This is a genomic window from Cohaesibacter sp. ES.047 (assembly GCF_900215505.1).
GTDB lineage: Bacteria > Pseudomonadota > Alphaproteobacteria > Rhizobiales > Cohaesibacteraceae > Cohaesibacter.
The window spans coordinates 730,028-752,395 of sequence record NZ_LT907844.1; the positions used below are offsets into that span (position 1 = coordinate 730,028).

The 22,368-nt window shown below is 55.8% G+C and carries 20 protein-coding genes; 9 read left to right on the plus strand and 11 right to left on the minus strand.

Features of this window, described 5'->3' with window-relative positions:
- Positions 1 to 258: 258 nt before the first annotated feature.
- Both CPH65_RS03215 and putA read right to left on the minus strand, forming a co-directional pair.
- A complete protein-coding gene (locus CPH65_RS03215; protein WP_172891443.1) occupies positions 259 to 1,149 on the minus strand; it encodes a LysR family transcriptional regulator in 891 nt (296 codons plus the stop codon).
- Between the two features lie 251 nt (positions 1,150 to 1,400).
- The gene (gene putA, locus CPH65_RS03220; protein WP_096172101.1) at positions 1,401 to 5,087 is read right to left on the minus strand and encodes a bifunctional proline dehydrogenase/L-glutamate gamma-semialdehyde dehydrogenase PutA; all 3,687 of its coding nucleotides are present in this window, start codon (positions 5,085 to 5,087) and stop codon (positions 1,401 to 1,403) included.
- A 241-nt stretch (positions 5,088 to 5,328) separates the two neighbouring features.
- Between putA and CPH65_RS03225 the strand changes: the two genes are divergently transcribed.
- Positions 5,329 to 5,778, plus strand: coding sequence for an Lrp/AsnC family transcriptional regulator (locus tag CPH65_RS03225; RefSeq protein ID WP_096176205.1), 450 nt, complete (start codon positions 5,329 to 5,331; stop codon positions 5,776 to 5,778).
- A gap of 41 nt (positions 5,779 to 5,819) precedes the next feature.
- Here CPH65_RS03225 and CPH65_RS03230 read toward each other — a convergent pair whose 3' ends face one another.
- The 3 genes from CPH65_RS03230 to CPH65_RS03240 all read right to left on the minus strand — a co-directional run bounded on the left by CPH65_RS03230 (position 5,820) and on the right by CPH65_RS03240 (position 7,770).
- Positions 5,820 to 6,746, minus strand: a complete 927-nt coding sequence (locus CPH65_RS03230) for a diacylglycerol kinase family protein (protein WP_096172102.1) — start codon at positions 6,744 to 6,746, stop codon at positions 5,820 to 5,822.
- A gap of 21 nt (positions 6,747 to 6,767) precedes the next feature.
- On the minus strand, positions 6,768 to 7,373 hold the full coding sequence (locus CPH65_RS03235; protein ID WP_096172103.1) for an alpha-ketoglutarate-dependent dioxygenase AlkB: 606 nt from the start codon (positions 7,371 to 7,373) through the stop codon (positions 6,768 to 6,770).
- A 208-nt stretch (positions 7,374 to 7,581) separates the two neighbouring features.
- The gene (locus CPH65_RS03240) at positions 7,582 to 7,770 is read right to left on the minus strand and encodes a hypothetical protein (RefSeq protein ID WP_096172104.1); all 189 of its coding nucleotides are present in this window, start codon (positions 7,768 to 7,770) and stop codon (positions 7,582 to 7,584) included.
- Positions 7,771 to 8,255: 485 nt separating this feature from the next.
- Between CPH65_RS03240 and dnaK the strand changes: the two genes are divergently transcribed.
- From dnaK to pyrF, 6 genes are all read left to right on the plus strand, one after another.
- Positions 8,256 to 10,175, plus strand: a complete 1,920-nt coding sequence (gene dnaK, locus CPH65_RS03245; RefSeq protein ID WP_096172105.1) for a molecular chaperone DnaK — start codon at positions 8,256 to 8,258, stop codon at positions 10,173 to 10,175.
- Positions 10,176 to 10,293: 118 nt separating this feature from the next.
- A complete protein-coding gene (locus CPH65_RS03250; protein WP_096172106.1) occupies positions 10,294 to 11,439 on the plus strand; it encodes a glycosyltransferase family 4 protein in 1,146 nt (381 codons plus the stop codon).
- 25 nt (positions 11,440 to 11,464) lie between these two features.
- Positions 11,465 to 12,589 (plus strand): molecular chaperone DnaJ, encoded by a 1,125-nt coding sequence (dnaJ, locus tag CPH65_RS03255; protein WP_096172107.1) that lies wholly within the window; start codon positions 11,465 to 11,467, stop codon positions 12,587 to 12,589.
- Between the two features lie 350 nt (positions 12,590 to 12,939).
- Positions 12,940 to 13,542, plus strand: a complete 603-nt coding sequence (locus tag CPH65_RS03260) for a class I SAM-dependent methyltransferase (protein ID WP_096172108.1) — start codon at positions 12,940 to 12,942, stop codon at positions 13,540 to 13,542.
- Between the two features lie 76 nt (positions 13,543 to 13,618).
- Positions 13,619 to 14,203, plus strand: a complete 585-nt coding sequence (locus tag CPH65_RS03265; protein ID WP_096172109.1) for an NADPH-dependent FMN reductase — start codon at positions 13,619 to 13,621, stop codon at positions 14,201 to 14,203.
- Between the two features lie 90 nt (positions 14,204 to 14,293).
- On the plus strand, positions 14,294 to 15,016 hold the full coding sequence (pyrF, locus tag CPH65_RS03270; RefSeq protein WP_096172110.1) for an orotidine-5'-phosphate decarboxylase: 723 nt from the start codon (positions 14,294 to 14,296) through the stop codon (positions 15,014 to 15,016).
- Positions 15,017 to 15,278: 262 nt separating this feature from the next.
- Here the strand turns inward: pyrF and CPH65_RS03275 are convergent, their stop codons facing one another.
- Positions 15,279 to 15,911, minus strand: a complete 633-nt coding sequence (locus tag CPH65_RS03275; protein WP_172891444.1) for a DUF3592 domain-containing protein — start codon at positions 15,909 to 15,911, stop codon at positions 15,279 to 15,281.
- Between the two features lie 475 nt (positions 15,912 to 16,386).
- Between CPH65_RS03275 and CPH65_RS03280 the strand changes: the two genes are divergently transcribed.
- Positions 16,387 to 17,453 (plus strand): IS630 family transposase gene (locus tag CPH65_RS03280; RefSeq protein ID WP_096171592.1). Its coding sequence is split into 2 segments (ribosomal slippage): positions 16,387 to 16,891 and positions 16,891 to 17,453, totalling 1,068 coding nucleotides; the frame shifts between segments, so codons are not numbered across the junction.
- 81 nt (positions 17,454 to 17,534) lie between these two features.
- On the opposite strand, the gene CPH65_RS03285 is transcribed toward CPH65_RS03280, so the two are convergent.
- From CPH65_RS03285 to CPH65_RS24430, 5 genes are all read right to left on the minus strand, one after another.
- A complete protein-coding gene (locus CPH65_RS03285; RefSeq protein WP_172891445.1) occupies positions 17,535 to 18,353 on the minus strand; it encodes a glycosyltransferase family 25 protein in 819 nt (272 codons plus the stop codon).
- The gene (locus CPH65_RS03290; RefSeq protein WP_096172113.1) at positions 18,334 to 19,251 is read right to left on the minus strand and encodes an alpha-1,2-fucosyltransferase; all 918 of its coding nucleotides are present in this window, start codon (positions 19,249 to 19,251) and stop codon (positions 18,334 to 18,336) included. The genes CPH65_RS03285 and CPH65_RS03290 overlap by 20 nt, the downstream gene beginning before the upstream one ends.
- Before the next feature lie 45 nt (positions 19,252 to 19,296).
- A complete protein-coding gene (locus CPH65_RS03295) occupies positions 19,297 to 20,439 on the minus strand; it encodes a hypothetical protein (RefSeq protein ID WP_172891446.1) in 1,143 nt (380 codons plus the stop codon).
- Positions 20,348 to 21,385, minus strand: a complete 1,038-nt coding sequence (locus CPH65_RS03300) for a hypothetical protein (protein ID WP_096172115.1) — start codon at positions 21,383 to 21,385, stop codon at positions 20,348 to 20,350. The genes CPH65_RS03295 and CPH65_RS03300 overlap by 92 nt, the downstream gene beginning before the upstream one ends.
- Positions 21,386 to 21,506: 121 nt before the next feature.
- Positions 21,507 to 21,749 carry a hypothetical protein gene (locus tag CPH65_RS24430; protein ID WP_244574684.1) on the minus strand — a complete coding sequence of 81 codons (243 nt, stop codon included), beginning with the start codon at positions 21,747 to 21,749 and terminating at the stop codon, positions 21,507 to 21,509.
- Between CPH65_RS24430 and CPH65_RS03305 the strand changes: the two genes are divergently transcribed.
- Positions 21,655 to 22,368: a glycosyltransferase family 2 protein gene (locus CPH65_RS03305; protein WP_244574611.1), complete on the plus strand. Its 714-nt coding sequence runs from the start codon at positions 21,655 to 21,657 to the stop codon at positions 22,366 to 22,368. The genes CPH65_RS24430 and CPH65_RS03305 overlap by 95 nt on opposite strands.

A 22,368-nucleotide genomic window follows, 5' to 3' on the forward strand; every position in this document is an offset into this window, starting at 1 on the left:
GTTTCGTCGCAGTTCTCCTGCGCAATTCGGATCCGAAACATGATTTTTGTCAAAGTTGAGCCCAAGCGGCGGGATTAAATTTATTCCAACCTTGTGGTTCGGGTTTGCCAGTGCGTCTCTCTCCTCCCCTCGACGTTCCTCTGCTGGCGTCAGGCCCATGGATCACATTCTCAAGGAGACTCTTTTGAGTCTCCTTTTCTTTTTTTGGTCTCTTCAAGCCTATTCGGAATGCGGTGACAGCCTGTTGTCTTTGTCTTTTCAGCGGGTTCGAACGCGTTCGAGCAACCAGGCGCGAAACTGGATGGCCGCCGGGCTGGCATGACCGCGCCGCCGGATCAGCTTGACAGATTTCCCCAGTGATAGAGGCGTCTCGTCCAGCGCAACAAGAGAACCTTCATCTAGCGCCCCGGAAATCAGCGGTTCATGTGCCATGAACATGCCGTGGGCCTGACGCGCGGCTTCGATCGCCAACCAGTGGTTGGCATAGCGAGCGCCATCATTCCAGTGAACGTCAAGGTCAGGCGCGCGCCTTTTGGCCCATGTCTGCCAGTCATCGGGGGATGTTGCGTCATGGATGAGAGGGGCGCTGTGCCAATTGGTGCGATCCCTCAGCCCCAGAATATCCCGAAACTGCGCGCTACATACGGGCAGAAGCGCATCATCGAACAGAAAGTCGGCCAGCAAGCCGTCTGCGATCTTGTCCTGATCGCTGATGAGAAAATCCGGTCGGTTGTCGGTTTGCAAAGACTTCTGGTGGTCAGCTGGCTGCAACGTGACCAAAAGGCCGGGATTGTCTTCATAAAAGTGAGCAAGAGCGGGTGCCAACCATCCGTCAATGAGCATCGCAGGCGCGGCAATGAGGATTGTCTGCTTGGCACTTGGTTCGCGCTCACGCGGCAGAAGACTGGCGATGTCATCAAGAATGCGCGTGACATCATCGAGAATGTCCCGACCATGCTCTGTCAGCTCCACCGCGTTTGATCGTCTGACGAACAGCGGTTTCCCAAGCCATTTTTCCAGTCCCTTGACATGTTGAGAGATGGCGGTGGCTGTCACATCCAGCTCCTGTGCTGCCCGTGCGAAAGAGCCGTGGCGCGCTGCGGCTTCAAAGGCCTTGATGGCGCTGAAGGGTGGAAGGCTGCGAGACAATGGTTTCCCCGATGATGCTGTGGTCATTCTTCGACATGCGATAAGAGGGTTACTTTTTCTTAGCCTGTTTTCCGGTGTTTTTCTATCAAAACAAGTCGGATGCCGCCCTGTCGCATCCACTTGTCGCACCCCCTTCCGGCCATCGGGGCCCCGATTGCAGGCTTCGCGATCACCCCGTACGAAAAACCCCGACCATGTTCATGATCGGGGTCTCTCTAACCATCGGTTTGGCTCATGCGCCAGATTGGTTTTTAGGCTTGTTTGCCTTCGGCTGCGGCGAGCAGCGTGGCGTTGCCGCCTGCGGCTGTGGTGTCGATACACAGGTGCCGCTCAAGCAGGTACCGATGCACATCAAACTCCGTGATCAGCGGCAACAGCATGCCCTTGCGCTTGGCAAGGATCACCCGCATCGCCTTGAGGGTGTCGCTTTCAGCGTTGCTGGCAATTGCGGCCACGCCTTCGAGACGACCCAGAATATCGGGATCGATATGACCGTCAAAGCCGACAATCGGGGCATCGGCCTGTTTCAGTTTTTCTGCCAGAGCTTTGGCTCCGGGCGCAACGGCCACGACCGCGTTGCCCGCAACAAGAGCTGCCGTTGCCTGCTGAAGCACCGCCTCTTCATCAGGTCCGGTCACCAGCACCGTACCACGGGGCGCAAATGACAGCCTGTTGGATTCGCCCGTCGGCCCGGGCAGTTCCCGCGGCTCCAGATCATCCTTGATGCACTCATCAAATTTCAGCGGCATGTCGCAAACACCTTTCAGAGCCGCAAAGCGATAGTTGTTCGACGCCCATTCGGCTTGCAGGTCTTTCTTGGCGTTGAGGCCATGCACCGCATTTTGCAACTCGACACCCGAGAAGGCTTCGCTGCCCTTTACTGGTACATAGCGCGGGGCCTGATTAAAGAATCGCTCGACATAGTGCGGCCCGCCTGCCTTTGGTCCGGTACCGGACAGCCCTTCGCCACCGAACGGCTGAGAGCCGACAACAGCGCCAATCTGGTTGCGGTTGACATACATGTTGCCGACCTTGATGCGATCAACAACTTCCTGCACACGGTTGTCCATGCGGGTGTGCAGACCGAAGGTGAGGCCGAAGCCCTTGGCATTGATGGAGGCGATCACCTTCTCGATGCTCTTGGCCGAGAATTTGGCGACATGAAGCACCGGCCCGAAGATTTCCTCCTCCAGCTCCTCAATACCCGAAAGCTCGATCAGGGTTGGAGCACAGAAAAGCCCGCCTTCTGGCACATCAAGTTGCTTGAGCACCTTGCCTGAAGCGCGCATCTTGCTGCAATGGCTGTTGATTTTGGCCTTGGCTGCCTGGTCAATGACCGGGCCGACATCGGTTGCCCAGGACCATGGATCGCCGATTTCCAACTCTTGCATCGCGCCCATGAGCATGTGGACCACCTTGTCAAAGACATCTTCCTGCACATAAAGCATTCTCAGCGCCGAGCAGCGCTGGCCCGCGGACTGGAAGCTTGAGGCAACGATATCGCGCACCGCCTGTTCCGGCAGAGCCGTGGAATCGACGATCATAGCATTGAGGCCACCAGTTTCCGCAATCAGCGGAGCGTCTGGCGCCATGGCCTCAGCCATAGCGCGGTTGATGGTCTGGGCGGTCGCGGTCGAACCGGTGAAGCAGACCCCTGCGATGCGCGGATCGCTGGTCAAGGGCGCACCCACGGTCGGGCCATCACCGGGCAGAAGCTGAAGAGCCGCAGCGGGTACGCCCGCTTCATGCATGAGCTCGATGGCGCGGGCCGCGATAAGCGGTGTCTGGCCTGCAGGCTTGGCGATCACCGCATTGCCCGCTGCGAGAGCGGCGAGGATCTGGCCGCTAAAGATGGCCAGCGGGAAGTTCCATGGCGAAATGCAGGTGATAGTGCCGCGGGCCTTTTGGGCACCCTCAGGATCAAGACGTTCGGCTTCGTTGGCGTAGAAGAGAGCAAAATCGACCGCTTCACGCACTTCACCGATGCAGTCGAGCATGATCTTGCCCGCTTCACGGCTGGCAAGGGCAAAGAACTCTTCTGCGTTGTCTTCATAGAGATCGGCGATCTTGCGCAAGACCTCAGCGCGTTTACTGGCGGGAACCGCCGACCATTGTGCGCAGCCATCTGCGGATGCCGCAAGGGCCGTCTCCACGTCCGCGGCAGTGGCTTCGATGACTTCCCCGACGATATCGGACGGGTTGGCGGGATTGCGCAGCTCTATTGTTTCGGTTGCGGAAAGATCGCCAGCGATGATTGGCTTTGCCACCCATTTGTGGGTCAGGAAGTTGCCGCGTTTCTCATCAAGCTGAGCAATGGTGAGCGGCTCGGTGTGATCCCAGCCCTTGGCGTTGCGCCGCTTGTCACCGAACAGATCAGCGGGACGGGTGAGAAACCCGTTCTCGATGTTGTCACCGAGCGCCTTGACCTGTGCGAAAGGATCCTTGGCGATTTCTTCGGGTGCGATGCTCTCATCAACGATCTGGTTGACGAAGGAAGAGTTGGCGCCGTTTTCCAGCAGGCGGCGAACCAGATAAGCAAGAAGATCGGAGTGAGCCCCGACCGGCGCATATATGCGGCAGCTGATCTTCTCTTTCTTCATCAGGGTTTCAAACAAGCTTTCGCCCATGCCATGCAGGCGCTGGAATTCGTAAGCTTTCTTGGAGATGCCGCTGGATCTGGCCATTTCGACGATAGCTGAAACCGAGTGGGCATTGTGCGAAGCAAACTGCGGATAGATGCAATCCGTCATGTCCAGCAGACGCCGGGCGTTGGACAGATAGGAAACGTCTGAATTGACCTTGCGGGTGAAAACCGGGAAGCTCTCCAGCCCCATGGTCTGGGCGCGCTTGATCTCTGCATCCCAATAGGCACCCTTGACCAGACGCACGGTAATGCGGCGATCCAGTTTTTTGGCCAGCATATACAGCCAGTCGATGACAAAGGAGGCGCGGTGCCCATAGGCCTGTACCACGACGCCAAAGCCGTCCCAATCTTTCAAGGCCGGATCGGACAGCACCTTCTCGATCACGTCGAGGGACAGATCGAGCCGGTCCATTTCCTCGGCATCGATGTTGAAGCCCATGTTGGCTGAGCGGGCAAGCAGCGCAAGGCCGAACGTGCGTGAGGTCAGCTCCGAGAGAACCTGCTCCCGCTTTCCTGCTTCATAGCGGGGATGCAAGGCGGACAGCTTGACCGAAATGCCCGGGTTTTCGATGCACACGTCGGATTTGCAAAGCGGTGCGAGGGCGGTGATCGCGTCGGAGTAGGCCAGATGATATTTGCGAGCGTCTTCCTCAGTCCGGGCCGACTCGCCCAGCATGTCATAGGAATAGGTGTAGCCCTTCTTCTCCATGCCCTTGGCGCGGTTGGTGGCCCGTTCGATGTTCGTGCCCAGTACAAACTGACGGCCCAGTTCCTTCATCGCCTGACCGACAGCGGTCCGCACAACAGGCTCGCCCATCCGCTTGACCATTCCGTGCAATGTGTTGGCTAGGCCCGCTTCATCGTTGGTCTTGAGCACCCGACCGGTGAGCATCAGGCCCCAGGTGGATGCGTTGATCAGGGGTGAGGAGGATTGACCCAGATGCTGGCCCCATTCGCTGGGGGCGATCTTGTCGGAGATAAGCGCGTCGATGGTCTCTGCATCAGGGACGCGCAGCAGCGCCTCGGCAAGACACATCAAGGCAACCCCCTCACGGGTGGACAGACCATATTCGGCGAGAAAATTCTCCATCATGGTGGGATTGGTCGTCTCGCGAATGGCCCGGATGAGCTCGGCGGCATGCTCACTTGCCCGGCGGCAGAGCCCGTCGCTCAATTGCGCGTCCTCGACAAGACGGCGAATATTGGTCGCTTCGTCAGCCAGATTATGATCACGAATGACCTGACGAAGCATGACGAGGCGGCTATCGAAATCTGTGGTGATCGACTGATCCATGGGTCGCTCCTGAAAGATGCGCTTCGCCGATATGAAGATCTGTTTTTTATATTTGCCGTTTTCGCCGATTGCTTGGGCGTTGGCGATTTCAATAGTCCGCGAAGGCTTTGATTGCGTTGATTGCTGGCGCTCAATTTATCGAAAAACGCCTAGTCAGAGTGACTATAATCATCTTGGAATTAGAGAATTTTCTTGAATATTGGGCGAATTTCTTGCAGATTACCCATGAATGGAGCCCAAAATGGACAATTTGGATAATCTTGATCGCAAAATACTTGATGTGCTTGCCGATCAGGGGCGCATAACTGTCACAGACCTTGCGCGCCATGTCGGCCTATCCAAAACGCCTTGCCAGATTCGCATGCGGCGCCTTGAAGAAAAAGGCTTTATCCGCGGCTATGCGGCGGTGCTCGATCCGGAAAAACTCGGTGAAGGGCATGTTGCCTTTGTCCAAGTTTCCCTCAGTGATACGCGATCAGAGGCGCTGAACGCCTTCAACGAGGCGGTGCGGCACATCCGCGAAATCGAGCAATGCCACATGATAGCATCAAATTTTGATTATCTTTTGAAAATTCGTACCCGCGACATGAGCAATTATCGAAAAGTGCTAGGCGAAAAGATCTCCGCCCTGCCCCATGTCTCGCATACCTCCACCTTCGTGGTGATGGAAGCGGTCAAGGACCGGAGTTAGTACGGTCTCGCGCAAGCCTTCGAATGCGGTCCCGGTGGTTTTTAGGCGTGGACCGGATTTTCTACTGCCAGAACATTGAGCTCCTTGGGGTGTAGCTCGATAGCGACCTGATCGGGAAGGGAATAGAGTTCACCGTCCTGAACACAGCGGGAAGCGTGTTTCTTGTTGTGAAGGATAATCTCTACCTTCTGGCCGGTCCGGACCTCGAGATTTTCATTTTGTTCCGACAGACCGAGAAACAGATCAGCGCCAAGGGTAAGCGCATCGCCACGGTTCATCGCGCCGACCATATAGATACCCAGCTTGCCGCCATCGGGAATTTCCGCATGAGGCGGAGCGGAACTGCTGTAGAGATTGTTCGAGATCGACAGGGCGCTGATGTTTCGCTCGAAGTCTTCACCGTCGATCCGAATGGTCATTTCATGGACGGGAATCTGAGAGGTCGCTCCCCAATAGGCCCTGACGCTGGCAAGCATCTTTGTGAAGCGCGCGCCAAAGGCAATGTTGTTTCGCATGCGAACCATTCTCGGGTGAAGGCCGATCGAGAATTGATGCACGAATGATTTGCCATTGGCTGTCGCAATGTCGCAGGCCATGGCATGGCCACCAGCGAGCTCCCCGATTGCCGTTTCGACGTCGAGGGGAATCCCCAAGGTGCGGGCGTAGAGATTCATTGTGCCGCCAGGCACCACCGCCAGTGTCTTGCCATGACGCCAGGCAAGATCGGCAGCTGCGGAAATGGTGCCGTCCCCACCTCCGGCGATGAGAATGTCAAACGCATCCTCTTTCACCGATTTCTGCATGGCCTCGATGAGCTCCTTGCCCGGTGCCGTGTAAATGGTGACGTCGTGACCGCTCGCCTTGAACCTGCTTTTGATCATGCGCTCAACATCACCGACATTCAGCATCTGGAAAGTGCCGCTGTTTTCGTTGATGAAGGCCATCGCCTTCTTTTTATGTTCGGTCACTTAGTTCTTGCCTCTGGTTGGTCACGGCGCTGATCTGAACGGGAGCGTCACCCGGCGCATAGTGAGATTGATTCGTCCCGGCTCAGCCAGCAGCGCGCTGGTGCCCGGATAGATCCTATCCACGCCATGATAGGCCATTCTATCCGCTCCATCGAGCAACAAGGCGTCGCCCGACCTTAGCAGAAAACTCTTTGTTGGCCCATTTCGTTCCAATCCCCCCAGCCGAAATCGCGCATCATCTCCGAGCGACAGGGACAGAATCGGAGCATCACGGTCGTCTTCGTCATTGTCGACGTGCAATCCCATCTTGGCGGTTGGGCTATAATAGTTGATCAGGCAGGCTTCCGGAGGCGCATCATAGGCGGTGAGTTCAAACCAGATATCGATGAGGCTCTCAGGGATTGCAGGCCAGGGCTCACCGGTCACCGGATGCACCGGCTCGTAGCGATAGCCGGATTTGTCTGACAGCCAGCCCAGTGGGCCGCAATTGGACATGCGCACAGAGAGCGGACGTCCCCATCGCGGCATGGTGGGCGTGAAGAGCGGAGCCTTGGCAACCACACTCCGGATGTCGGCAAGGAGCGCCTTCTGGGCATCCTGATCGAGGAAGGGCGAATGAAGCTGCATGGTATCCGGTCCTTGGTAATCCGTCGTTCGTTATTTTGCAAAAACCTTGGTTGTCTTGATGTGGGGATGTCGGGAACCAAGCGCAATTGTCATTCAAGATCGAATGGCCGCGTGCGTGCAGACGGGCAAGCAGGCAGGCAGAGCCGCATCCGGCCTCACACAAGATCAAGGCCAAGTTCACGGATTGATAAAGGCAGGGGGAAACTGGCTAAAGAGTTGAGTTGACCACGCATTCGATCGGTTTTCCCACGCGCACCTCGAGAACCGGCTTGATGGCATTGAGAATCTGCTTGCGTTGCGGGTCGCCTCTTTCCGGGGTGTGGACCTGTTGGGCGGCTGCAGACATCACACTGGCAGGCTGGACAATGAGAAGACTTGCAAAAAGCGCAAGAACCAAGCTTGATTTTTTTAAAGCGGAATTCCATCTGATGGGTTGGTTCGAAAGAGCGCGATGACAACGAGGAGATGCAAAGATGCTTTTATCAAGCAGATTCTCACATCGCTGTGGGGATTTTTTCCGCTTAACCTGCCTTTAACGGGATGCCCCTCTTTATTTTGCCGCTGCACTCTTATATGAGGAGTGCCACATTTTGGAAATTATCGCGAAAGCGATCTGGACCGTATCCTGAAAGAGCCCTCCGGCTCCAGAGGGATGGGCCCCAAAAACGGTTTGAGTGTTTTGGACGATCAAAGATCGCCGAAAATGCTCGTTTAGATGGGGTTTGCGCCTTGCAGGAAGCAGACGCGAGCCTTATATGTCCCCTTGAATATAAGTCCAACCCGCGCGGAAACGCGCATCTTCATGGGGGTCGGGCCGATTTCATCGGCACCTACTAACCGCTTTTTAAGGGTTTGACCGGCCTGCCGATAAGGAGAAATAAGATGAGCAAAGTCATTGGTATTGACTTGGGCACGACCAACTCGTGCGTGTCCATTATGGATGGCAAAGAGCCTAAGGTAATCGAGAATGCGGAAGGTACACGTACCACGCCTTCGATGATTGCCTTCACCGACGATGGTGAGCGCCTTGCCGGTCAGCCTGCGAAACGTCAGGCCGTTACCAACCCTATGAACACCCTGTTTGCGGTCAAGCGCCTGATCGGTCGTCGGTATGACGATCCGGCCGTGGCCAAGGACAAGGATCTGGTTTCCTACAAGATCGTCAAAGGCGACAACGGCGATGCATGGGTCGAAGTCGAGGGTGAAAAATACTCTCCTTCCCAGATTTCGGCGTTCATCCTTCAGAAAATGAAGGAAACCGCAGAAAGCTACCTTGGCGAAACCGTGACGCAGGCTGTGATCACCGTTCCTGCCTACTTCAACGATGCCCAGCGTCAGGCCACCAAAGACGCCGGCAAGATCGCTGGCATGGAAGTGCTGCGCATCATCAACGAGCCGACCGCTGCAGCGCTGGCCTATGGCCTCGACAAAAACGAAGGCAAAACCATCGCGGTCTATGACCTTGGTGGCGGTACTTTCGACGTGTCCATTCTGGAAATCGGCGATGGTGTGTTTGAAGTGAAATCCACCAATGGTGATACCTTCCTTGGTGGTGAAGACTTCGACATGCGGCTTGTCGACTATCTGGTCGCAGAATTCAAAAAAGAAAGCGGCATTGACCTGAAAAAGGACAATCTCGCTCTGCAGCGCCTCAAGGAAGCTTCCGAGAAGGCCAAGATCGAGCTTAGCTCTGCCACGCAGACCGAGATCAACCTGCCTTACATCACTGCCGATGCATCCGGTCCGAAACATATGACCCTGAAGCTCACCCGCGCCAAATTCGAAGCGCTGGTTGACGATCTGGTCAAACGGACCATCAAACCTTGCGAAGCAGCGCTCAAGGATGCCGGTCTTTCCGCTTCGGAAATCGACGAAGTCGTTCTGGTCGGCGGCATGACCCGCATGCCCAAGGTTCAGGCGTCGGTAAAACAGTTCTTCGGTAAAGAGCCGCACAAGGGTGTGAACCCGGACGAAGTGGTCGCCATGGGCGCTGCCATTCAGGCCGGTGTTCTGCAGGGCGACGTGAAAGACGTTCTGCTGCTTGACGTGACCCCGCTGTCTCTGGGCATCGAAACCCTCGGTGGTGTGTTCACTCGCCTGATCGACCGTAACACCACGATCCCGACCAAAAAGAGCCAGGTCTTCTCCACCGCTGATGACAATCAGAATGCGGTGACGATCCGGGTCTTCCAGGGCGAACGTGAAATGGCGGCTGACAACAAGGTGCTCGGCCAGTTCGACCTTGTCGGCATTCCGCCAGCACCGCGCGGTGTTCCGCAGATCGAAGTGACCTTTGATATCGACGCCAACGGCATCGTGAATGTGTCGGCTCTCGACAAAGGCACCGGCAAGGAACAGAAAATCTCCATCCGTGCTTCTGGCGGTCTCAACGATGACGAGATCGAACAGATGGTCAAGGACGCCGAAGCCAACGCTGAAGCCGACAAGAAACGCAAGGAGCTGGTCGAAGCCAAGAACCAGGGTGAAGCCCTTGTTCACTCCGGTGAGAAATCTCTGGCCGACTACGGCGACAAGGTTTCGGAAGCCGACAAATCCGCCATCGAGGCCGCCATTGCAGAGCTGAAAACTTCTCTGGAAGGCGACGATCTCGAAGCGATCAAGGCCAAGACCGAAGCCATGGCTCAGGCATCCATGAAACTGGGCGAAGCGATGTATTCGGATCAGCAGTCCGAAGAGGAAGCCCGCGCAGCAGCCGACGCTGCCCGCGATGCTGCCAAGGAAGATGACATCGTCGACGCCGACTTCGAAGAAGTCCAGGACGACGAAGAGAAACGCTCCTAAGCACAAGGGCTGTGGCTTTGTAGAGACCCGATGACAAAAGCCGGCGTCACCAACATTGGCGTCGGCTTTTGCGTCAAAGGGATGCAAGACACAGACTTCCTCAAAACCGGGACAGGCCATGATCCTTATCACTGCACAGGCATTTCCTCCCAGAACCGGTGGCATCCAGAATTTGCTGGCCGGGACGGCGGAGTCTATCGCCCGGGCAGGCTATGAGGTACTGGTATTGGCAGATGACGGAAAGGATGCGCGCACATGGGCCAAAGGTGCCAATCTACCCTATAAGGTGGAGTGGTTCTCCGGCCCCCGTCCAATCCGCCGCTGGCGCAAAGCACGGCGCGTGATGCAGCTTGCCAAAGACAACAGCATCGAAGGGTTGTTTGCGGACACGTGGAAAAGCCTCGAGCTTCTCCGCCCCCCGTTTCCCTTTCCGATCGTAACTTGGGCGCATGGCAACGAGTTTCCCAATGTGAGCGGCAAGGCCGAACGCATCAAGGCAGCGCTGTCAAAGGCTGATCACATCGTCTTCAATTCGCAGGAAACCAAGGATAGGGCCAAGGCTTTCACACCCGAAACGGTTCCATCCAGCATCGTCAACCCGCCGATTTTCGAGGCGGTGGAGCCGATGGCGGAAGACGAAGGCCGCGTTGAGGCGATCTGGGGATCCCATTCTCCACGCCTTCTGAGCACCTGCCGCCTGATCGACTGGAAGGGCCTTGATCAGGCCATTGCCGCGATGCCCGCCATCCTTCTAGATCATCCTCAAGCCAAACTGGCCATTGCCGGTATTGGCAATGATCTGGACCGTCTTCAGGCTTTGGTGAAAAATCTCGATGTCGAGGATCATGTCGAGTTTCTGGGCTGGATCGAGGATTCGACCAAAACAGCGCTTTATCGCAGTGCCGACCTTTTCCTGCAGCCAGGACGCCAGATTGTCGAGGAGCGGGAAGGTTACGGCATTACCTACGTCGAAGCAGCGCTTCAGGGGTTGCCCGCCATCAGTGGCGACGCCGGAGGCGCTCCCGAAGCGATCGTCGACGGCAAGAGCGGTTTGGTGGTCGATGCAACGGTGACGGGCAACGTTTCGGAAGCCGTACTCACCGTGCTGGGCGACAAAACCCGGCATAAAGACATGCGTGTGGCTGCCAAGGCACACGGCACGGCATGTCTCTGGCGCAACCGGATCACGCAGATTCTTGCACCGTTTGGCCTTGAGCCGCGAGCAGAAAAGCCGGTACATGATGTTAACAGGGTAGCGACCTAACGCTTAACAGGTGGATCACGCAATTATGTCTAAAGCCGATTTTTATGAAACGCTCGGGGTGTCCCGCGGGGCTGACGACAAGGAACTGAAAAGTGCCTTTCGCAAAAAGGCGATGCAGTTTCACCCGGACCGCAACCCGGGCAATCCGGAGGCGGAGGCCAAGTTCAAGGAACTCAATGAAGCCTATGAGATTCTGAAGGATGCCGAGAAACGGGCTGCCTATGATCGCTATGGCCACGCCGCCTTCGAACAGGGTGGCATGGGGCAGGGCTTTGGTTCTGACTTTGGCTCATCCATGTCCGATATCTTCGAAGATATCTTCGGCGACATGATGGGTGGTGGTCGCCGGTCTCGCGGCCGCGAGCGTGGCGCTGATCTGCGCTACAACATGGATATAACGCTGGAAGAGGCGTTCCATGGCAAAACCGCCGAGATCGAGGTTCCCACATCGGTGACCTGTAACAATTGCTCGGGAACCGGTGCCAAGCCCGGTACAAGCCCCAAACCGTGCCGGACGTGCGGTGGCATGGGCAAAGTGCGCGCAACTCAGGGCTTTTTCACGGTCGAGCGAACCTGCCCGAGCTGTCATGGCCGGGGGGAACTCATTGAAGATCCTTGTGACAGCTGCGGCGGTGTCGGGCGCACAACCGAGAACCGCTCTCTGTCGGTCAACATCCCCGCCGGGATCGAAGATGGCACCCGCATCCGCCTGTCAGGCGAAGGGGAAGCCGGCGTGAGAGGTGGCCCTCCGGGCGATCTTTATATTTTTCTGACGCAAAAGCCGCACGATCTGTTCCAGCGCGACGGTGCGGACATCTTCTGCCGCGTCCCGATTTCGATCACCACCGCCATTCTGGGCGGCCAGTTCGAGGTTCCGACCGTGGATGGCGGCAAGACCCGCGTCCGTGTGCCGGAAGGAACCCAGACCGGCAAGCAGTTCCGCCTCAGGGGCAAGGGGATGCCTGTACTGCGCAGCCCGCAATATGGCGACATGTATATTCAGGTTGAGCTCGAAACACCGCGCAAGCTCACCAAGCGGCAGAAAGAACTCATTCAAGAATTCGAAGGGCTGACCCATGCGGACAATCACCCTGACAGCAATGGCTTTTTTGCCAAGGTGAAGGACTTCTTCGAGCGCATTGCCGAGTAAGAATTCCCAGTTTTGTTGCAAGGGGGAGGTGCTGATCGAGCGCCTCCCCCTTTTTTATATAATGAGGGTAAAAAAACGCATCGCTCAGTCCGGTTTGGTCTTTCATTCGGCGTAAAACCCGCCTACATCTTAAAGAAGCGGTCAGATTGCATCCCACATGAAGCACTTTGGGGGAGGTGATCGGGCCCAATCAGATGTCCAGTTTGTCTGGCATCGGGGTCATGGAGGGTGTTTTGACGGATTGAAGGATCCGTGAAAGCCACTCAAGCCATTGTTTCAGTGCATGGCATTGTTCGAGCGTGTGAAGCGCTTTTATGGAGCATGCTCTGATTGTCTTCTTTGAGGGCTAGATGCTCAAACAACTACGCAACCACCCTGTCATCGACCGTTTGCCAGATGAAATCCGCTTTTTGCGCCAATGGTTCGAGAATCCGCTCAAAGTCGGGGCCGTTGCACCGTCCAGCCCAGCGCTCGCCCGCAAGATGGCGTCCTACATCAATGTCGACGATACCGGCCCGGTCGTGGAACTGGGGCCGGGAACAGGCGTTGTAACACAGGCCGTGCTTGATCACGGTGTCGATCCGTCCCGCATCCTGGCTGTCGAATATTCTGACGAGTTCGTCGATATTCTTAAAGATCGCTTCGCCGGTGCGACGGTCATTCAGGGCGACGCCTATGATTTCGAAGCGATCCGGCAGGCCCACATTCACCAGCCTCTGTCTGCTGTCGTGTCCAGTCTGCCGCTCTTCAATCAACCCAAGCCGATGCGTAGACGCCTGATCGAACTGTGCCTTGATGCCCTGTCCCCGGGCGCTCCCTTCATACAGTTCTCATACGCTCTGGTGCCGCCCGTCCCGCAAGGGGATGGCGCGTTCTGCATTGAGAGCAGCAACTGGATTATTGGCAACCTGCCGCCAGCGCGTGTTTGGGTCTACAGACGGCCTGCCGCGTGAGTTTCATTTCAGGGTTTGGGGTATGCTTCCAAACTCACCAATGGCGCGTAACGGGACTATAAGAAAAGGAATGTCAATGCAGATTCCTCGTCTCCTCTGTCTGGCTGGTTCCGTGCGGTCTGGTAGCTGCAATCAGGCCCTTGCCGGAGCAATGGCCAAACATCTTAGTCTCTCCGAGATGGATGTAACCTTCCTGTCGCTCACGGACTATCCACTGCCCCTGTTCAATGCCGACGACGAGGCCGAAAAGGGCCTGCCGGAAAATGCCGTTCGCCTTGCCAGGTTGTTTGCCCGACAGGACGGCATATTCCTCGCATCTCCCGAGCATAACGGTTCCGTCACTCCCTTGCTGAAGAACACACTCGACTGGATCTCCCGCGTGCCGCCCGAATCGCGCCATGCATTCCGCTCTCCGGTGTTTGCCATTGGTGCTGCCTCTCCCGGAGCTCTGGGCGGGACGCGGTCGCTGGCCCATTTGCGCGACATACTGGTCGCTTTGGGCGCCTTTTGCATTCCACAACAGATATCCATCGCCTCCGCCAGCACTGCCTTTGATGACAAGGGGGATCTGACCGGGGACCGAGAGGCGCGTTTTCTTGCCGATTGTGCCTCCAGCCTGATGAAAACCGCCAAAAAGTTCAAACCGCTTGAATCCGCATAAGGGCCGCAGCTAGTTCTCTTGTGGATCTGGACCAGATCCGCTACCGGTGCTATGGCTCTTTGCAAATGAAGAACAAAGGAGCACTCCCCCATGACGTCGAACCTTTCCATCCCAGCCAAAGACCGTCTCATTGTTCCCCTTGATGTATCTTCCGTGGAAGATGCTCGCGAGATCGTCATGGATCTGGGAGACAGTGTCTCGTTCTACAAGATTGGCTACCAGCTCGCCTATGCGGGCGGATTCGAGTTGGCCAAGGAGCTGATTGAAGCCGAGAACAATGTCTTTATGGATCTGAAGCTGCTCGACATCGACAACACGATCGAAAAGGGCGTTGAATCCATTCGCGCCCTGGATGCTAAGTTCCTGACGATCCATGCCTATCCGAGTGCGATGCGCGCTGCTGTCGCCGGGCGGGGTAAAAGCGACCTCAAACTGCTGGGTGTCACGGTGCTGACGTCGATGGATGACGAGGACCTCAAGGAAGCAGGTTACAGTTCCAAAGCCGAAGACCTCGTGGCCAAGCGTGCCACGGCTGCGCGGCAAGCCGGTATGGATGGGATCGTGTGTGCCGCTCAGGAAGCGGCTGCCATGCGTAAGATTGTCGGTCCCGACATGGCCATTGTAACCCCGGGCATCCGTCAGGAAGGCACCAGTGCAGACGATCAGAAACGCGTCATGACACCGGGCCGTGCGATCTCGGAAGGATCGGATTATCTGGTGGTCGGTCGTCCGATTTTGGGGGCCCGCAAACGGTCCATGACTGCCTTGTCGATCATTGACGAAATCGAGGCGGCTCTTGCCTCACGCAGCTAATCAGACCGTTCAAGAGCCTCGAGGCTCTTGAACACGCCTATGGAAATTCAGGAAACGGCTGTGCGGGCACCCTCGACAGCCGTTTTTTTGTAACGCCATTCCGCCTGAATTGCGCCCTGAGAGACATCTTGATTTGATTCACGTGAAATAGGCAACGCTCGAAGGCTTGATTTGATCAGCGCATTATTGGGCTGCAAGCACTGGTGCAGCCACACAGCTCATGTCGAGGCAGTCTGTTCAAAGCAGGGCCGGGCTTGAAGCCTCACGAGACGCCGGATTGGGGTGCCTTGAAATCGCCGAAGCGCCATGCTTTTCGCCGCTGTCGCAGCGTGTGCATGTAGATCGCTTGCCCGATCGCCAAACTCAGAGCCAAAAGCAACAATCCCGGCAGGATGAGTCCGTAGAGATAGCGCTCAGGATGCGTCTTGAGGTAGGCCTTGTGTGGCCGATCCTGATTGACGTGTGCGAGAATCGTGCGTCCAACCGCATAGCCAGCCAACGAGCGCTTGACTTCACCGGGTGACAAAGAGCGGATCGGACGAAGCGACACGCGCGTTCCGGTGAATGTCTTTCCATCCTTGACATAGCTGTATTCGATCCGGGCGGAAAAGACCGGAGCACCAGAGTCCTTTTTGGTGCGGACCACCTCTGCACGGGTCACGGTCGCAGAGACCTGATCCCAGCTCTTAGCGGTGTAGGCTGTAAAATAGTGCGCCATGCCGACGATCAGAAGCAGCATGCCGAAAACCACCATCAGAAAGCGCGCAAGACGCACGAAACTGTGCTGACTCACGTCGAACTTGAGGCTCGGGAATTGCCAGGAGGTGGAAATTTCAACCGGATTTCGGTTCACCTTCTGAGAGCCCGGATAAATATAGGCTGGCTGATATCGCATCATGAATACCGAAAGGTTAACAATTATAAACTTATGGAATCACACTTTTTCAATTGTGGCAAAAGTAATATCGACCGTATAACAAATGTTTGACGAAAGACTCGAGTCATCGAAAAAATTTTATTTATAATGTAAATATTGGAGAAGACATTTCCTGTTAACCATTCGTTAGGATTTATTATCCACAGAGTCTTCACAGGGAACACTTTGTTAATCATTTATTCCGCCAGAGTCTTTCGCAAGAAATTTTGTAAAAATCAGGCCGCGCCCAGAGTCTTCACTGACGGGTGATGCGACAATTCTATGTCGGGACAAAGATCAGAAACATCTTATAGATTCGACGAAAATCAGAAAACAGCTTTTGACGCGGGAATTCTTGTCAGCCGTGTGTCATACCAAGGGCGTGAAGTTCTGACTCTTTAGGGATTCCATTTTTAGCACTGGCGTGATTCAACATGGCAAAGGAGATTTTGCCATGTCTGCCGCTTTGATTCTTAGCGATGCTTTTGACGCCGATAGTTTGCGCCGTCTTGCCAAAGGATGCCGCAATGCCAAACAGAGCCGCCGCCTACTGGCCATTGCGGCTGTCTATGACGGCATGAACCGTGCTGATGCCGCCAAAGTCGGCGGTATGGACCGCCAGACTTTGCGAGATTGGGTTCTTCGCTTCAATGAGCAAGGCACCGATGGTCTTGTCGACATCAAAGCAACCGGCGCTCCCATGCGCTTGAGCCCAGAACAGCTCGAAGAGTTTGTTGCTATCGTTGAAACCGGTCCTGATCCTGAGAAGGACGGCGTCTCTGTCTGGCGTAGCCAGGATCTGGTGCGTGTGATCCAAGAGCGGTTTGGGGTCTCCTACAAGGAACGTGGAGTACGGGATCTTTTGCGCCGCATGGGGTATGTGCGCATATCTGGTCGACCTCAACATCCAGAACAAAAGCCTGAAGTCATTGATGCTTTCAAAAAAACTTCTCCGCAACGTTGGCAGCGCATGTAGGCCATTTGCCAAAGAACAAGCCCATCGAGATTTGGTGGCAAGATGAGGCTAGGCTTGGTCAGAAGAATGGACTGGCCCGACTATGGGCAAAAAAGGGAACCAGACCACGTCTGCCAGCCGATCAGCGATATAAAAATGCCTATCTGTTCGGTGCAATATGTCCAGCGCGTGGCGTTGGCGCGGGATTGATGATGCCTTTTGCAAATACACAGGCCATGCAAATGCACCTCGAAGAAGTCTCAAGGACAGTGGCGCGCGGCGCTCATGCCGTGGTGCTGATGGATCGTGCCGGATGGCATACGACAAGCAGACTCAACGTGCCCAAGAATATCACCATCCTCCTGTTGCCTTCCAAATCACCGGAACTGAACCCAGTTGAGAATATTTGGCAGTATCTGCGCGGTACCTTCCTGTCCAATCGGGTCTTCGAAGACTATGCCGCCATTCTTGATGCTGGTTGCCAAGCATGGAAGAGCCTCTCCGCCAACCCAACCATCATCCATTCAATAGGTATGAGAAAATGGGCTCAAGAAGGTCAGAATTAAATGCCGTTGGTATCAAACGGTCCGGACAACCAGATAAAATGAAGCCCGTTGCCGCAGAGACACCAATTTGAGAAAAGACACCTATTTGAGAAAAGGCACCTGACCTTTGCGCCTGCGGCCAAGCATGGTCTTGATCGGTGCTATCAGGCTCGTTGTGAGCCCAAATTCTGAAATCCGATAGGTCCAGGCCGAAAAGGGCGAGCCTCCCGCATCCTTGAAACGCTTGCGCCCGGGTAAGGACCGGTCACCACCGATGGCGGTCAGCGTGGAATCAAAGATGTTCGAGGTCACCGGCGCTGGCAGAAGACCGTAGGTCTTGAGGCCATGCTCCCACGGGCGGCGCAGATCCTCATCGACCGGTCGTTTGCGCAAGGTTCGGTAGCTAAGGAACTTCTCCGCTCCGGACCGATTGATCAGATAGCAGCCGGTGTTGTTGGGCACGCGCCAGTATTTCACGACCTGAAGGCCATCGGAAAGGAACGCGATGGGCTTCACCGCAGCCTTTGGCGGATTGGACAAACGCACGATTTCCCAATCACCGGGCAGTTTGGTGTGGTTTTCCGCCATCGCGGCAAATCCGTCATGAAATTCGAGATCATCCTCCATGACGCAAACCGGTTCATCGATGCCGTCCTCGACAATGCGATGCATGATCTCAAGATGGCTGGCGTAGCAGCCAACCTCACCGCGGTTCATGGCGCTGTCGATCTCTGCTTGCTCATCCAGAAAGAACGGCTTCAATCGCTGAGGCATATCCAAACCGTAGACAGCAGGGATCCGTTCGGCAGAAAAGCCCCGTTTTGCAAGCTCTCCGTTCATGTAATCCAGACGATCGGCATCACGATCGAGGTTGATCAGAAAGATCCGCATGGCTGTGCTTTCAGACGAGGATCCAGCCACGCGGGCAGATGTCGTCAATGTAGGTGGTCAGCATATGGTCGCGGGTGTACCAGCGGCGCGGTGCGATCACAAGCTTGTCCGCATTTGGATTGAGCCACGCGCCCCACCAGCTGAAGGATGAATTGGCGATGATGTGGTGACTGCATTTGGTCATGAGCGCAAGATCGTGCATCCGGTCCGCCTCAGGCATCAAAGTCCGATTGGGCCAGTCACGGGTCAACTGATCTGCTGCGTCCTGGTCATCGGAGAAAATGCAGAAATGACAATCGGGCACTGCCTTTTGCATCAGAAGGCGCGCGCGCTCGTAATAGTCATCTTCCATGATGCCGTGGATTTTCAGAACCTTGGGGTCGTAGAGATAGTCTCCCCGGCGAATGTGAACCGAAACCGAGCCGGTTTGCTCCGCCCGGGCCTTGCTCCCCGGATCAAGGGCTTCATCAAGCGACGCAAGGCTGAACTCCCGGCGGATGGCATCCGATTCGCAGGCGAAATAGTCCTCGGACTGGAAATAACCCGCAAGATAGGTGCCCTTTTTGATGGCATGGATCTCATCCGTGACCGTAAGGCTCTCGTGCTGGAAGCGTGGCCCCGGCCAGTTTCCGCCGTGCTTTTTCTTGCGGTCCTGCTGTCGAGCCTTGCCGGTCAACTTGCCCAGCAGGGAGGCGGTTTCGGTCTCTTCCTGTTCCCATACATCGGCACTGATGGGGAAGGCGGACAGCCCAAAATTGGCATGTTCGAGCCGATCAGAGCCAACAGCATGCACCAATAGCTTCGAGCCGGTGCGTTGCGCCTGAGCAAAGGCGGCGGCATATTGAAACATTTGATTGCCTAGGCCACCGAAGATGCGGATGCACAGATAGTCCGCAACGGTCTCTTGCTTCACCTTCGTGCTGTTCATAGCAATCGTTCCTTTCGGCGGTGTCTTGATACGGCGCGCACGGGTTCAGGTACGCTCAAACAGATTGATGCTGGCTTTCCAGAATGCTCGGCGGAGCGGTCGCGGCAATTTGAACAATCGTTTCGCAGCCGATTTCCCATACCATTTAACTGGCTCTGGCTGCTCGAGCTGCGGGCTTGCATCCCGTTCGGGCGCAAGCGCTTCCACATGCCGATTCAGCAGGGCAAACAGATTGTGCTCCTCCATCAGCCAGGCCTTGTTGGCAGCCATGGCGACTTTTGCCTTGTCTGTTGCTGCGGGATCGGCATCAAGGCAGGCCTTGACCTTCTGAGCGGCTTCGTGTGGACGACACAGATCGATAAACAGCAGGCCATCCTCATCAAAGTCCGCCTTGATCGCCGCCGAACCACCGTGGATCAGGAAAGCACCGCCAAGAATCGGGTCGGCGGTCTTTTCGGTCCAGCCATGGGCGGCAAGATTGTTTTCAAGGGCCAGATGATAGCGGGACTTGTTGATTACGTCCGCCTTGTCATCAAGACGCTCGAACCCACGACCGTAGATCGTCAGGCGATCGCCCAGCATGTCTTTAAGAATGTCAAGGAAGCGCAGGCGCCGAACCTGATTTTTGGTCTGGGTTTTCGTGGAGCAGACGGCGGTGAGTTCCAGCGGCCTATTTTCCATAGGCGGGGTTGGCCCAATCAGGTCAGGCCAGAGCTTTCTGACAAACTGCTCGCCGCCGCCACCGACATTCATGCCATAGAACCAGGGCAACGCCGTGTGACCGATGATCTGGCGGCCCTTGAAGGCGGGAATGGGATAAGGCGAGAGCAAGATCCCGAACTGATCGAGATAAGCCTTGGGATAGGCCTGAAATTCCGGCGGCTCGGACACCATCAGGATGCGCCGTTCAACCGGCACGCAAGTGTTGAGCGGTTCGCTATGGCGGTCATAGACCACCAGCCAGTCAGCCGTCTGATCAGGGTCCTCCAATGTCACCCGAAGATCCTGCCACTGACCATCGTTGTTCGGGGTCTGGCGGAACAGGGCCTCGGAGGCGTGAAGGGAAGAGAAATGAAGATGGCGCATGGGCTGTTGACTAGAGTTGGCCGGTTCGGGATTGGCGCGCCTTGAGCGCATGAGCCAGCCGGTTGAGATCCTCGCTGTCCAGCGCCCCGTCCGCTGCGGCATTGAGCCTGCCGGGCAGGGGATTGTGCCAGAATTTCTGGTGGATGACATGTCCACCCGACATCATCGCAGCAATCTGCGAGAAAGAGCTTTTTGCCGTGATCAGAATGTCGGCCTGAATGAGCCGGGCCATGGTTTTAAGGGGGTCTGTGTTGAGATAAAGAGCCATGGCATGTTTATCGAGTAACGGCCTGAACTCTTCTTCCGTACCTTGGGAATGCAGCTCCAGCTCGAAGGGCAGATTCTGCCTTTCAAGGCAGGCCGTCAGGTCCGAAATTGTTTGATCTGTCACCCCAAGTGTCGTGAAGCGCTTGGAATTCTCGCCTTCCTGCACATCACCGCGCCGGACATGGACCGCAATGCGCAATGGGACATCGGGAAACGCGCTCTCGGGCTTGCCAATTGTCACATTGTCCCGAAGACCTTCACAAATGGCCTTGTAGGCATTGGCGTGGCTTTCTACGGCTCGATGCACATGAGGACTGGTGACGATCGCCTCTTTGTTGCGGCCAAATGGCCAGTGAACAAAGTCCCGCATCGAAACAACGCGATCCTCATCGGAGAAGTCGCCGTCGGAGGCAGCCGCAAAATTGAAAGCCGCATTCCAGGCCGCGATCTCATCGGGGCCAGAGGTATGTTCAGCGCTGGTAATGTCCCTGTGGGCATAGTTGATGCCATGCATCCGCGCCAAAGCCAAAATAGACAACTGGCCATGCAGCTGGGCCCCCATGCCATCGCTGCGATCACCCAGAGCCAAAGCTTTTGGTTTCTTGACCATCGGGCTGGCCATCAAGGCATCGAAACAAATCGCGATCTTGTTGTCGCTGGGCCCTTTGATCGGCAACCATTTCCGATCATTCATGATCAACAGATACCCCAGCACGCTCGCAAGCGACGTTGCTTTTCGGGGTTCAGGGACTGATGTCACGCTTTGATCCTGCCTTTTCATTCAGTGTTGTCCTGTTCTCTTTTGCTTATCGCAGGGACGAGCCGTTTCCGCAAGCTTGATAGCATTTGAATCTCTCCCATGGGTGGTATATGCCTAGAGGGATTTTTGGGGCTGACGGCCTTTAAAACACGCGAACCGATTGACCAGACGGACGCCATGCGTCTCCCAGAACCCGAACCAGTGGTCGCACCATGACTTCATCCCGCCGCAAGCTGCCTGTGTCTGCTTTCATCATCACGTTCAATGAAGAAGACCGGATCGCAACCGCCATCCGCAGCGTCGTTGACTGGGTGGACGAGGTGATCGTGGTCGATTCAGGCTCGACGGACAGAACCTGCGAGATTGCTGCGGCTGCGGGTGCCAACGTCTCGCACAACGACTGGCCGGGCTATGGCGAGCAGAAGCGCCATGCGGAGGATCTTTGCCGGAACGACTGGCTTTTGAACATCGATGCAGACGAAGAGATCACCCACACCCTGCGTGATGAAATCGTCGCTCTTTTTGATCCTTTGCCCGACACCGATATTTGCAAATTCGAAATCCTCGACATTTTCCCGCATGAGGCCCACGCCAAGAGCTGGGGTTATGGTTATTGGCAATACCGGCTTTATGACCGCCACAAAGGCCGCTTTTCCGATTCAAGCGTGCATGACACGGTGCGTCCTCTGCCGGATGCACGCATTCAAACCCTCAAGGGCAAGGTCAATCATCGCTCGATGCGTTCGCTGAGCATTTCGGTTGAGAAAATGAACCGCATTTCTAGCATGCAAAGAGATGACATGTTGAAAAGGGGACGAAAAATCTCTCTCTGGCGCGTGCTTACGGAATTTCCTCTGGCGTTTCTGAAAGGGTACTTTCTGCGCAGGCAGTTTATTTATGGCTTTTGGGGAATTGTGCTGGCTTACAATTATGCTTTTTCGCGCTTTCTGAGGGTTGCAAAAATGTATGAGGCCGAATTAATTGAGAAAAACAATTCCGAATGA

Excerpts from the sequence above, each read along its gene's own strand:
- putA (WP_096172101.1), bottom strand. The coding sequence starts at position 5,087 with ATGGATCAGTCGATCACCACAGATTTCGATAGCCGCCTCGTCATGCTT.
- CPH65_RS03225 (WP_096176205.1), top strand. The coding sequence starts at position 5,329 with ATGGACAATTTGGATAATCTTGATCGCAAAATACTTGATGTGCTTGCC.
- CPH65_RS03235 (WP_096172103.1), bottom strand. The coding sequence starts at position 7,373 with ATGCAGCTTCATTCGCCCTTCCTCGATCAGGATGCCCAGAAGGCGCTC.
- dnaK (WP_096172105.1), top strand. The coding sequence starts at position 8,256 with ATGAGCAAAGTCATTGGTATTGACTTGGGCACGACCAACTCGTGCGTG.
- CPH65_RS03250 (WP_096172106.1), top strand. The coding sequence starts at position 10,294 with ATGATCCTTATCACTGCACAGGCATTTCCTCCCAGAACCGGTGGCATC.
- dnaJ (WP_096172107.1), top strand. The coding sequence starts at position 11,465 with ATGTCTAAAGCCGATTTTTATGAAACGCTCGGGGTGTCCCGCGGGGCT.
- CPH65_RS03260 (WP_096172108.1), top strand. The coding sequence starts at position 12,940 with ATGCTCAAACAACTACGCAACCACCCTGTCATCGACCGTTTGCCAGAT.
- CPH65_RS03265 (WP_096172109.1), top strand. The coding sequence starts at position 13,619 with ATGCAGATTCCTCGTCTCCTCTGTCTGGCTGGTTCCGTGCGGTCTGGT.
- pyrF (WP_096172110.1), top strand. The coding sequence starts at position 14,294 with ATGACGTCGAACCTTTCCATCCCAGCCAAAGACCGTCTCATTGTTCCC.
- CPH65_RS03275 (WP_172891444.1), bottom strand. The coding sequence starts at position 15,911 with ATGCGATATCAGCCAGCCTATATTTATCCGGGCTCTCAGAAGGTGAAC.
- CPH65_RS03290 (WP_096172113.1), bottom strand. The coding sequence starts at position 19,251 with ATGAACAGCACGAAGGTGAAGCAAGAGACCGTTGCGGACTATCTGTGC.
- CPH65_RS03295 (WP_172891446.1), bottom strand. The coding sequence starts at position 20,439 with ATGCCGCAGCGGACGGGGCGCTGGACAGCGAGGATCTCAACCGGCTGG.
- CPH65_RS03300 (WP_096172115.1), bottom strand. The coding sequence starts at position 21,385 with ATGAAAAGGCAGGATCAAAGCGTGACATCAGTCCCTGAACCCCGAAAA.